The organism is Leifsonia sp. EB41 (genome assembly GCF_041262565.1).
GTDB lineage: Bacteria > Actinomycetota > Actinomycetes > Actinomycetales > Microbacteriaceae > Leifsonia.
This window is the reverse complement of the sequence record NZ_JBGCCJ010000001.1, coordinates 1,150,498-1,162,726: the sequence shown is the minus strand read 5'-3', so window position 1 is coordinate 1,162,726 and position 12,229 is coordinate 1,150,498. Positions and strand designations below refer to the sequence as shown.

Annotated in this window: 8 protein-coding genes and 1 pseudogene; 4 read left to right on the top strand and 5 right to left on the bottom strand. The window is 62.6% G+C overall.

All coding sequences use genetic code 11. The annotated features are described in order from the left end of the window. Positions 1 to 8: 8 nt before the first annotated feature. The 5 genes and pseudogenes from ABH923_RS05650 to ABH923_RS05630 all read right to left on the bottom strand — a co-directional run. A complete protein-coding gene (locus ABH923_RS05650; protein ID WP_370054385.1) occupies positions 9 to 1,175 on the bottom strand; it encodes a tyrosine-type recombinase/integrase in 1,167 nt (388 codons plus the stop codon). A gap of 506 nt (positions 1,176 to 1,681) precedes the next feature. Beyond that, entirely contained in the window at positions 1,682 to 4,414 is a 2,733-nt protein-coding gene (locus ABH923_RS05645) for an AAA family ATPase (RefSeq protein WP_370054384.1), read from the bottom strand. Positions 4,415 to 4,908: 494 nt separating this feature from the next. Further along, positions 4,909 to 5,196 carry a hypothetical protein gene (locus ABH923_RS05640; protein WP_370054383.1) on the bottom strand — a complete coding sequence of 96 codons (288 nt, stop codon included), beginning with the start codon at positions 5,194 to 5,196 and terminating at the stop codon, positions 4,909 to 4,911. A 294-nt stretch (positions 5,197 to 5,490) separates the two neighbouring features. Further along, entirely contained in the window at positions 5,491 to 5,907 is a 417-nt protein-coding gene (locus ABH923_RS05635; RefSeq protein WP_370057412.1) for a hypothetical protein, read from the bottom strand. Positions 5,908 to 5,982: 75 nt separating this feature from the next. Further along, positions 5,983 to 6,114, bottom strand: a pseudogene (locus ABH923_RS05630) (DUF2510 domain-containing protein); the annotation flags it as partial. 728 nt (positions 6,115 to 6,842) lie between these two features. Here ABH923_RS05630 and ABH923_RS05625 point away from each other — a divergent pair. The 4 genes from ABH923_RS05625 (at position 6,843) to ABH923_RS05610 (ending at position 11,954) form a co-directional block, all read left to right on the top strand. Then, a complete protein-coding gene (locus ABH923_RS05625) occupies positions 6,843 to 7,085 on the top strand; it encodes a hypothetical protein (RefSeq protein ID WP_370057411.1) in 243 nt (80 codons plus the stop codon). Further along, complete coding sequence (locus tag ABH923_RS05620) at positions 7,016 to 8,353, top strand: deoxyguanosinetriphosphate triphosphohydrolase family protein (RefSeq protein WP_370054382.1); 1,338 nt, start codon at positions 7,016 to 7,018, stop codon at positions 8,351 to 8,353. Before ABH923_RS05625 ends, ABH923_RS05620 begins: the two co-directional genes overlap by 70 nt. 20 nt (positions 8,354 to 8,373) lie before the next feature. Further along, complete coding sequence (locus tag ABH923_RS05615; RefSeq protein ID WP_370054381.1) at positions 8,374 to 9,297, top strand: AAA family ATPase; 924 nt, start codon at positions 8,374 to 8,376, stop codon at positions 9,295 to 9,297. Positions 9,298 to 9,398: 101 nt separating this feature from the next. Continuing rightward, positions 9,399 to 11,954, top strand: coding sequence for a S8 family peptidase (locus ABH923_RS05610; RefSeq protein WP_370054380.1), 2,556 nt, complete (start codon positions 9,399 to 9,401; stop codon positions 11,952 to 11,954). The last annotated feature ends 275 nt before the right edge of the window (positions 11,955 to 12,229 follow it).

Here is a 12,229-nt window from a genome sequence, read left to right as displayed (position 1 = left end):
CTGTCGACCTATGAGGCTGTCCAGAGTGTCCCATTGCTCTCTGCGAGGGCTCGCTCGTTGAGTCGATCTGCGACGGAACCAAGGTCGTCCTCAAAGAGATCGGCGTAGGTGTCCAGTGTCATCGCGGCCGACTTGTGCCCGAGCATGCGCTGCAGCGCTTTGACGTTTGCGCCGGCACTAACGGCCAGACTCGCGGCAGTGTGTTTGAGGTCGTGTGGGGTCATGTGCTCGAGTCCGGCGTCGCGCAGCGCGGTCAGCCACCAGGACTGCCGGTTCCAGGCAGTGTCGGGCCGCGCAAGATAGCCGCCCGCGCGGGCGGGGAACACGAGCTCGGTTCCCTTCTTCCCAGCGATGAGCGTTGCGAGGCGAGGGGCCAGAAACGCCGGGAAAGGTACGGAACGAGCCTCCCAACTTTTTGGCGGTCCGACGTGAATGAGCCCGTCCACTTCGGTCGCGGTCTGGTGGATAGCCAGACGGCAACGGTCAAGATCGATGTCGTTCACGCTGAGCGCGACAGCTTCGCCCCAGCGGATGCCGGTGTAGGCGAGTGTCAACACCAGGACGCTGCGTTTGTCGTCGGGTACGGCTCGAGCGAAGCGGAAGACCTCCTCGTTGGTCAGATACCGGCGGCGCTTCTTGCTCGCCTTCCGCGGGAGATTGCTCGCGCCCCGTGCCGGGTTCGCGGGAATCCTGCCATCGCGTACCGCAACGTCGAGGATCCCCGCGAGGATCCCGACCGCGCGGAGGACGACCCCAGCCGATCGGGGCTTGCCAGCGTTGCCTTGGCGGACTCGTACAGTTAGCGCTTTGCCCTGGCTCAGTTCTCGTATCCACTTTTCGACGGCGGATGGCCGGATCGCGCCGATCGGTGTCGCGGCCCAGCGTGGCTCGACGTAGACGCGCCATGCGATGCGGATGGGGGAGAAGCTTGATGGTTTGAGGGCTTGCTCCTTGTTGGCGAGCCACTCTTCAGCGAGCTCGCCGACAGTGATCTTGGACTGAGACGCCTCGAAGTAGGTCCCCCTCGCCATCGCTACTTCGACGGTTGCGTTGTAGAGCTCCGCTTCACGCTTCGTGCGGAACCCTCGCTTCTCGCGCTGCTGGTGCTCAGGGTCGCGCCAGCGCACGCGATAGCGACGGCCCTTGGCCGACTCGTAAGCGTCGATGTTTCCCACTCGCAGAACCTAACTCTCGCCACCGACGGCGCCGGGAGGCGTTATGCAGGAACTCCAAGTTCGACGGCTATCTGAGGTTGGGTGCACTCTGGACCTGTGCGAGCGACACCAGAACCAAGACCGCGGGGAGCATCGGACGACGAAGCGGTCGAGCTTTGCGCCGAGTGGATGCGATACCTCGGTGAGGTAGACGCTGTCGTGGCCAGAGGTGAACCGCACCAGATCTGCGATCTGTATGGTTCTCGTTACCTCGGCTGGGTTGAGAACGGGCGGGGGAACATTGGCTTGGAACTCGTTGAGCGTGCGGCGTCGCTCGTCACGTCCGACGGACGTCGGGGACTGATCTTTGTTCGCCGCGGCGTTCGTCCCGGAGCGATTGATCGCGCCGATCAGCTGGGTATCGCGATATTCGGGTTCGATCCGCGGGGCGGGACGTTGGACGGCGTCAATTTCCTTGGCCGTCAACTGTGGGCGACGGGGCTCGCCCGGTAGAGCCCTCAGTTTGATCATTCGATGCCAACCGAAGCGGCGTGCCGCGCAGGAGCCTCGACGATCGGTCCAGTGGCTGACTGGGCAGCGCGCCGCAGTTCCGACCTGGCGGCCGCTCGAGACTTCTCCATCGTTTCTTCTACCGTTCGGCGCTGCATCAGTTCGACCAGTTCTGATCTCGCAGCGTCTTCCGTCGGGGCAACGAGCACGACGGAGTTGTGCTCCTTGCCGCGAGTAAGACCGACATAGAGGCCCGCTGCGTCAACTCCCGGACCGACGAGGGATCGGTCGGTCGTCTCGCCTTGAACGCCGTAGACCGTTGTGGCGTATGCGAGGTGAATGTGCGACTCGGCGTAGGCCAGGCTGACTTTTCGAAGGTCGGTCGTATCGGTGCTGGCGGCAAGGATGACGGTGTCCTTGCTGATGGTCTTCACGACCCAGTTCTGGCGGTTCTGCACGTCGGCGACCGAGTCATTCCGGCGCGACTGAACTACGTCGCCGACAAAGATTGTCTGTCCACCCTGTCCGGAAACCGCGCGGCCCACGGAGATCGCGCCAGATGCGATCCGGCGGGCCTGGATCGCTTCGCTAATCTCCTGCGCTTCAGTGTGAGTCGCCGTGACCAGGGATATCGTCTCTCGATCGCGTGCGGCGTCGAACCATCCTTCGACCATCGCCGCGCGCGCGGCGAGGTCGCTGTCTGCCATCACAGCGTGCTCAGTACGAATGATGTCGGTGGCCACGCCCCACATGGCTGCCTGGTCTACGGGATCCCGTAGTCGAAGCATAAGTTCCGCCCACTCGGGATCTTTGAATCGATGCGTCGTCGTGAGCTCAACACGCTGAGGTGAGCGGCGCCAGAAGAGCGCCATGGCACCCGAGTGCCCGACCGGGAGCGCTTGTTGCTCGTCGCCGACGAGAGCGACTCCCGCGCCAGAGGCATGCGCGATATCCAGGAGGGCTGACGCGGCCTCGAGGTCCAGCATGCCAGCCTCGTCAACGACGATGCGGTCACCCCGATCGATGCTGATCCGTGGGCCGCTGTAGATTGCCCCCGTCACCAGATCCCTCTCGCCGATCGAGAGGCGCTTCCACACGGTCGCCCCGGACGCGTCAGCTGCCCAGCGCCATCCAAAGTCGTGAAGGAGCTGGTGGAGGGACGACGATGCGCTCATCGTTTCGCGCCCGGCGACGGCGGACGCCTTCTTGGTTGGTGCGACGATGATCATCTTGTGGCCGCGACGCCGCAGAGCAGCCCCAGCCACCTTGAGCATTGTGGTCTTGCCTGTGCCGGCCGGCCCGGAGACGACGACACTGCGCGAGGTGCCCCCGATCGCCGCCGCGCCATCGAGCTGCCCATCATCCAGAACTCGGTCGGGTTCGATTGCGTGGCCGATCGCGGCGACCTCGGCCGTGTCGAGGATCTGTCCGGGCGCGGAGAACGCGTCGACCTTTTGAGCGAGCGTGGCCTTCAGAGTGGCAGTAGAGACCGCCATGAGATGCTTCACGTGCTTTGGCGCGTTCGGTTCGGAAATCAGCGTCGCTGTGCGCGACCGCGCCACGACGTCCTCAGCGAGCTTCGCGAGGCCTTCGCGGTCGGCGACGACGCCTGTCCCGGCGATCGCGCGGAGCGCACCGGCGCGCACGTCCATCCAGCTGAAGCGGCCACCGCTGCCGGTCGATCGGGCGTCCGCGTCGACAACAGCCTTGGCTGCCAGCAACTCGAGGTCGAGATCCTCGACGGCGACAGAAGGCAGGAGTGCGGGAGAACGCGGCATGCCCAGCGCAGGGTCGGCGGTGAAGAGTTCTTCCCGGACGAGCGCCGCCCATCCGTCTTCGTCCAGCTCGCCTGGCTTGTCGGGTCGGCCGACCGCCCACGCCCAGTGGTCGATCTGACTGAGCACATCGTGGGAGGGTTCCTGCCCGGGGTGCTGTTGCTTCCACCATGCGGTGCGGGCGGTCTTGTTGGCTTCGATCTGCGCGGACCGCTTCGACAACGGTCGCACCAGGTGCTGCAGTTGAGTAATCTCGCCGGCCTCGTTGAGTGTGAACCCCTTAGCTGCGAGGGCGGTGATCCAGGTGGGGTCGGTGCGGGAGGCGAGGTCGCCTTCGGCGTTGATGACGTTCTGGAACCGCAGCGCGACCCGGGTGTCGATGTTGGACCATTTGCCGTCTTGGCCTTGGACTTTGACATTCAGCCAGAGGTGGCGGTGCTTGTGCGGGTCCAGGGAGCGGGAGCGTTCGTGGCGGAGTTCGACGACTTCGATCCGGGCGAGGTCTTCACGGATGCTGCCGCCTTTGCCGCGGCGGGCGTTGAGCTCGGTCTGCCACAGCTTCACAATCCGGTCCCGGAGCCGATCTTGAAGGTCCTCGTATGCGGCGGCTAACTCGGGGTCGAGCATCGCGGCGATCGAGAACGACTTCGGCGCGTTGATCGTCGCATCCAGAATCAGGTCCGCGACCGGGGACTCGAGGTCCCGGCCACGGCGCTCCCCGGTGAGCGGGTCGAGCCCGTCGACCCAGGCTTTGAGCTGGTCGCGGGTGAGGAGGTCGTCGCGGATGGCACCGTTCTCCACGATGTACCGGGTCATGACGGCGGCGGCGTAGCCGGCGGCGGCGATAACCCCGTCGGCGGTCTTGGCGGTGAGAGTGGCGTCACAGACACCGCTGAAGGCATAGCTGACCGCTTGCTTGACCCCGTGGGAGGACCGTCCCCGCTTCCACCTGGCTACTCCGCCACGCACCTGCACTCACCTCCCACACACCTGATCTCGAGCTTCCCGAACTGGACAGACTTGTCCTTTCGAGAAAAACTCCCTCTACTTACAAGTTCCGGTTCGGCGGACGTTTTCGCGCGCATTTGGCGCGCACCCGTTCTCCTTCCGAATCTCGCCAGCTCCCCGCACGGCGGTGACCGGCCAGATCTGGCCTGTGTTTCCGGCCTTTTGGGCGCGGGAATCGACCTCACCTGTGAATTTGCAGCCAGCGACGATTACCGAGCGCACATTGACTTCAAATCCGTCCGTCTCAGAGCGGCGGCGGCCCACGCCACGGAGGACCGGCGCGGCTGTCAGAGAGCCGCGCCGTGCTGTCGTGTCCGATTCGAATGTCCTCATACCTACACGTTGTGTTTCGCAGTCGGTTTTGACGCGCTTACCCCACAAATGTCCGAAACCCGCTAAAACTTCGCATGGACGGAGCTTCGATTCGAGCCCTGTTGGGGACCGCTGGGGCCATCGTGCGACTAACCACCGACGCTTGCGGGAGCGGACTGCGGCCGGTGCTCGTCGTGAGCGATCCGGGTGATGTTGACGAACGGCACACAAGCCGTCTCCGCGGTGAGGGCGGCAAGCCATCCGATCGGCGTGTGCGGATCGGCCGCGATCGCCCACCCGTCCACCACGTAGCGGCTGACAGTCTCCACGCACTCCTGCTTCTCAGCTGCGCCCGGGGTGGAGGATCCTTCTACGCCGATGAGTCCGCCCTGCAGTTCCGGCGCCATGTTGCTGGTGTCGATGATGAATACCCACATCCCACCCACTCCCAAGGTCGATCGTTTTTGAGTGCCTTTCCGGCGGGTGATTGAGAGCGAGTGGGAGGTGTGGAGTGCTGGGACCGTGGAGTACCGGGGGAGCGCAGCGGAGGAGGATACGCCGCGAAAGCCCGGCACGGAGCGCCGGGAGGGAGCTACGATCGGGCGACGGAAAGGCCCTCAAATCCCAACAACGCTGCGCGGCATGCGGCGTCCGCGATTGGGCGGGCGCACGCGGCCGCCCAATCGTCGGTCGGCCCCGGCGAGGCTACACAGAGGCAGGCGACTGGAAGCTCAACTCGCGATGCGGCCTGTGAGCCCCGCTATGATCCCGAGAACGAGCCCGATCCAAAAGGGCGCGAACACGAATAGGATCCCGAGCGTCAGGCCGGCAGCCGCGACACCGCCGTTCCCGCGCGTGCGGTACCGGGCGAGACCAATCGCGGAGAACACGATCCCCGCGATGGCCAGCCCAGGCGCGATCACCACTCCGGCGAGAGAAACGTACGCGCTCCAGTCTTGGCCGGGGATATGCGTGGCAACATCCAGCATGATGACGGTGACGATCGAGACAATCACCGCAAGCAGCGACAGCCCTCGGCCGACGAACGCCTGAGAGTTGCGCGCGGTCGGGGACTGACGGCGCGGGTACTCGGCGTCGACCGCTGCGCGTCGAGACGCGAACGGGACGTACGGGACGTCTTCCTGCACCGGAGCCGTGGGTCCCTCGGAGGGAACTTGCTGCTGCCCGCTTGGTGACAACGCCGCCGCCGGTTGTGCGGGCTGCGGGGCCGTTCGCACGTGCTCTGTCCAGGTGGTCCCGTTCCACCAACGGTGAGAGCCGTCGACCCGGTTCGGGTCCGGGTCCTCGTACCAGCCGGCGGGCGGTAGAACAGCGTCCGTCACCAGATTCCCCATTCGCGAGCGCTCAGACCGAGCTCTCGGGCAGAGTGGTGGCGCCGTCGTATCAAGCTACCGACGGATCGCGTTCAGACGCGTGCCCCAGAACGGGTGATCTGTTATCAACGACCCGGCTTTCTGGCGCCGAAGCAAATCGAGCCCCCGAGGGCCGAACGCGTCCTCGCTGGCACAGTGAGGGTCTGCACCAAACCACCGCGACGGAGCCGGTTCCACTTAAGTGCCTACGTGCATGCTCTCTCGTTTTCCGCTCGATGTTCTCTCGCCTTCCGTCTCGGGATTGATTCCGTTGGGACTTGTGCCTTCCTTTATCCTTGTATCCCTGCCTTTCTTGTTCCAGGTCCACTCCATCATTCCCGCTTGGACAAGTCGCTCTTGTGCTTCGGCTGCTGACGACTCGATCCTTGTGCGCACGCCCGTCGCTTCACCCGCCTGTATTTCAGGACTGCCGAGTCGTTGGCGGCTTGTCGTGCAGCCGATCGAGCGCCAAGTTCTCAATGTCGGCGAAGCTCGCTCCGTTTGTTGGTCCCGGCGAGTGAAGGCAAAGCCTTGCCGGCCGCGCCGCTTTCGTCTCTTACTATCCCGCGGCTGCGGCTTGGGCGAGCGATTGGACAAACCGTTCGATTCCCCGAAACGAAGCGCCGCCTGTTCGCCGGAGGTGGAATGTCGCCTGCGTATGATAGAAGAAGTTAGTCATTTGCCATCTAGGTTCGCGAGGGGGTAGAGAGATGAGCCTTGTCACTCCGCAGGGTATTCGAGCTCAAGAGGACTACGACACTGCCGTCGAAGCGCTCAGCGAGCGTCTGTACACCTTTATCGGAGACGAGCCCGTCACCCCGGGACAGCTGATCAAGCAGTTTGTGAATAGCGGAGTGGACGAAGATGCGGTCCAAGAAGCAATGTGGCGGCTACTAGATGCCCGCCGAGCGGAGATTACCGCCGACCGCCGTCTCGCCAGGCTTACCGCTTGAGAGCGGTGGACTACCGGTCACCAAGTGCTCACGATGTTGACCGAATACTGTACTCGTCTGCCTACCGTCGTTTAGCCGGGGTTACACAAGTCGTTGCCGTGGGTGAGATGCGGTTGTTTCACAACCGGATGACCCACACACAAAAGGTCGCGCAGTTAAGCCGGCGCATTGCGGAATACCTCAACTGGGACGAGCGCAACGCCGAGGGACTATCCACCATCGTCGATGGTAGCGTCGATGTCGACGCTGCCGAGGCGGCTGGGCTCGCACACGACTTGGGCCATCCGCCTTTCGGTCACATTGCAGAAACTGAACTAAACCGGCTCTGTACGGCGACCGACGGCTATGAAGGAAACGCTCAATCATTCCGCATTGTGACCAAACTCAGCGTGCGTCGGTATGGCTTTGGTCTAGACCTGAGCCCACGCACTCTTGACGCGATCCTGAAGTATCCGTGGAAGAGTGACCACAAGAACGCTAGACGGAAGAACAAGTGGGGTGCGTACCTCACGGAGTCCCAAGAGTTCGCCAGGATTCGCTCGCCCTACGGGAAGTCAACAGACAAGAGCATCGAAGCGGACATCATGGATTGGGCCGACGACATCACGTATGCCGTGCATGATCTTGAAGACTTCTACCGTGCAGGCTTTATCAACCTCCGACGTCTCAAGCAAGACCCTGTCTACCGACGAGAGTTTCTCGCCAAGGCGCTCATCGATCAACCAGACGACGAGTGGACGATTGAAGGTGCCGATCAACTGTTCGAGCGCTTACTTTTTTACGTTCCCCCGCGACTAGACGAATACGCCGGCACGGTCACCGACCGCAAGAACGTGAACCGTTTCGCGTCCGAGTTCATCAACCATTACGTCAGCGAGACGCGGGTCACGACAGCGGGACGGTTAGACATCCCTGTCGACAACCAAAGGGAAGTGCACCTGCTAAAGCAGCTCACGTGGCAATTCGTTGTGAACGACCCCGCGCTTGCCAGCCTTCAGCGAGGACAGGTGAGCATTATCGGCGCCCTGTTCACCCGACTCTACGAATGGGCGAGCACGGAGAGATCGCGCCAACGGCTTCCGACCAGGCTGTCGGACCTGATCCGCTATGCCGAACGGGAGGAGCAGCATCATTCGGACGAGGCCAGACTGCAACGGTGCGTCGCGGATTACATTGCGACGCTCACGGAGGATCAGGCGATCGACTTGCACTCACGTTTAGTTGGCAGCGTCCGTGGCAGTATCGACAACACTTGGGTGGCGTACTAGTGATGAGGGAGATGATGTGATTGGTCCGCGCTGAAAGCATCGCGGGCCTTGCAGCGGCCGCGATCTCTGGCAATGCTGAGCGAGTCGGCCGAGCCATCGAAACGCTCATCGCCGAAGAGAGCAAGAACGGTCACCGTTCTGCGGCAATGCGTCTTCAACAGCTCCTCGAAGCTGAACACGACACGCACGCCGCTGCAGTCACCAACCGTCGATTCGAACGGGACGATCGTCCATCATGGGCGCAGCGCGGTTCATACACGCGGGAGGCGACGCGCCGGTTGCGGGACCTCGAACTCGATCAGGCGGCAGAACACGCGGCGAAGCGGGTCATCCAGGAACAACAGAACGCGCGTGTACTTAGAGCGGCGGGAATCGAGCCTCGGCACCGAGTACTTCTCGTCGGTGCACCCGGGACTGGCAAGACATCGCTCGCCGAGGCATTTGCTTCGGAGCTAGCTGTTCCGTATGAAGTCATCCTTTACGAGTCGGTCGTCGGCAGCTACCTCGGAGAGACTTCGGCACGACTGCACGAGCTGTTCCAACGGGTATCGGCCGAACCATGCGTGCTGTTTCTCGATGAGTTCGACACGCTTGCTAAAGAAAGGGGAGACGAGCACGACACCGGCGAGGTTAAGCGCGTCGTCAGCACCCTCTTGCTCCAGCTAGACGCTCTTCCGCCTCACGTCCTGCTGGTCGCGGCGACCAACCACCCCGAACTTCTAGACCGCGCCGCTTGGCGCCGTTTCCAGGTTGTCATTGAGCTTCCGCTCCCAGACGCCGATCGCCGGCGCGAATACGCTAAACGCGTAGCCACCAGGGTTGGACTCAAGAGTCCCGGGCGGCTGGAGAGGGAAGCCGCTGAAGAAAACGGAGCGAGCTTCGCCGACATTGAGAACTTGGTGCTCGATCGGCGGAGGGAGGAACTGCTCGGTCCAGTCGGCTAGCCAGTTCGAATCACCCCCTGTAGTGGGGTGACGGAGCCTGCCAAACGTCGGGCTTGCGTCCGGGAAACTTGGAGCACTCTTCATTTCCTGGGGGATTCTTCGTGGCAACCTTCTCGTCAGAACCGGACCTGTTTCCGCTCCTAGCTGTCGGCTCAGCCGATGGTGGTGGAAGATCGAGTCGACAACCGGACCGACGGGTTATATCCGGTCCTGGTCGAACGGCGCAGGGCGAAAAGTTCGACCCGAAGTTTGCAGCGCTGGTCGAAGCAATGAACAGCCACAGGCTTGTTCTCACGGACAACATAGACGGACATGAGCCGGAGATGGTTGTCGTGTTGGAGGTTTTGAAGAGTCTCGATTCTTTCCGCAACGCTGCGCAGCGAGTCCCTGGGTTAGAGTTTCTCGCGGCGCTCGATGAAGACGCTGAAGACCTCCCAGAGGGTTTCACCCTCAGCAGCGGTGCCACTCGTGTATCGCCCACCCTCTTCGTGATCGCCCAGAATCAGGCCGCGCTCCAAGAGCTCATGCGATTGTGGAAGCGGTACCAACGCGGCGAGGCTTTCGCCTGGGGCTACGGAGCCTGGAAAGAGGTGTTCGACACTCTCAAAGACGTTCGTCAGTGGAGTCCAGAAGACCGGATTCGTGAAGGTGGTTTGACTGAAGCCTGGTCACCAAGCATCGAGCATGGCGATCTGGTGCGCGGCGAGGTCGAACTCTGGTACCGGCGGACCGCCTCGAGTAGAGCCGCGGCGCAGCAAGAAGTCGTCGAACAACTCGAAGCCGCCGGATGCCGCGTCCTTGACATCGCTGAGATCGAAGAGATCGCCTATCACGCGATTCTGGTCGAGATGCCCGCCGCAACCGCGACGGCGACAATTCGGGGGACGGTCTCGTTCGTCCGAAACGATTGGGTAGCATTCGTGCGTCCCCAAAGTGCGGGTGGCACCGACGACGTCATTAGCGGGATCCTCCCGGATAACACAAGCGCTTCCGCTCCAGCGCCCACACAGGCGACGCCGATGGTCGCCGTTCTCGACGGAGTCCCTTTGCTCGGTCACCAAAGGCTGGCAGGTCGATTCGAGCTTCACGATCCTCAGGACATGAACGGGTACATCAAGGTCAACGCCCGCGACCACGGGACAGCCGTCGCCTCAGCCGTCATCTGGGGTGACCTCGAGGACGCCCCCGAACCGTTGAATAGCCGCATTCTATTGCGGCCCATTTTTACCGACACCATCGGAACGACGACGACGATGGACCCCAACCGACTTACGGTGAACGCGGTGAAGGAGATTCTCGATGAACTCCTGATTGGCGCTGACGACACTGAGCCCGCAGGTCCTGACGTCAAAGTCGTCGTTATGGCAGTCGGACACACCGCACAACCGTTTGGGCACAGGATTAGCCCGTGGGCCAAGCTTCTCGACTACTACTCGGTCTCCCACCAAGTGCTCTTCATCGTCAGTGCGGGCAACCACGATAGCCGGCTCGATTTTGGCCACCGGGAAGCAGGTGAAACAGAGCCAACTCGAGACGAGTTAACAGCGGCGGCGCGGGAGAAACTCCTTGCCCAAGCGCACCACCGCAGAATCCTGGCCCCAGCGGACTCGGTGAACGCACTCACGGTGGGTTCGTCGCACACCGACGCGGAAGTGGCTCAATTTCCGGCCACGGCCGTTGACCTTGTCAAAAGCGCGGCGCTTCCCAGCCCGACAAGTGCGCTCGGCGGAGGATATCGTGGAGGGCTAAAGCCGGAACTTCTAGCGCCCGGCGGCCGCACGCTGTATAGACAAAGCCTCCGTGAGGACGAGCTCGTGTTCACCGCAATTAAGGACGGACAGTACTTGCCCGGTATCCGAGCTGCCTCGGTTGGATCTGCGGGACAAATCGACGCCGAACGCAGATTTCGGGGCACTTCCTTCGCTGCAGCTCTCGTTGGGCATGAAGCAGCCCGCACCCTCGAACTCCTGGTCGGTGACGGCACCCCGCTCGTGCCGGGAACGCACCAAGGGATTGCGACCAAGGCCCTCCTGGTGAATACGGCCGACTGGGGAGAAGGGGAAGAGCAGGTAGCGACGGCGCTGAACCTCACTCGACGAGACGAGCGGCGACGTAAAGCTGCTCGCGTCCTCGGGTACGGCGCCCTTCGCCCGGCACGTATTGGCGTCGGCGCGGCCAACCGTGCAACCTTAGTGGCCTCCGGAACGATGTTCGTCGAAGGTTCCCGCATCATCGAAGTACCGATACCTCGGTCGCTTAACGCGGCCGAGGTCCTTCGCCGTGCGATCATCACGCTCGCCTGGTTTACGCCGACGAATCCGGCTGACCGGAGGTATCGGGTTTCGCGACTCTGGTTCGACTTCGATAACGCCGACGCTCTCGGCTTCCGTTCCGAGCAGGCCTACAACAATATGGCCGATAAGGGCACCATCCAGCACGAAGTCTGGGAAGCGTCGCGACCGGTGATCGTGCAAAACGACACTAACCTTCTCATTCGGGTGAACTCAATGAAAGGAACGAACTTGCCCTTCGAGCGGACACCGTTTGCAGTAGCGGTCACCTTTGAAGCCGAAGAAGGCATCCCTGTTTATCGTGAAATCTTCGACATCCTTACGGCTCGAGCCCGCGTTCAGGGAGCACGCACGCGAGTCCGGTAAGTCACGCCGGTTATCCGTGTTCTGGCCCCTGACAAGCCCATGGGTTTCTATCAACCTCGGCGCCTATGCAGTTGGTTTTGCGGGCCGATTTCTTTCGGTCAACTCGTGTGCAAGTTGCACCGCAGAAGCATTCGGCAGGATCGACGCGCGTGGGTGGTGAACGGTCAGTCGCGGTGGCCGCCCGGGACTCCGGCCGGGCGCTCTCAGGCGAGCTCACACCCATATATAGGATAAGGACGCTGCGACTTGCCGGCCCCGGAGAGAGATTCGAATCC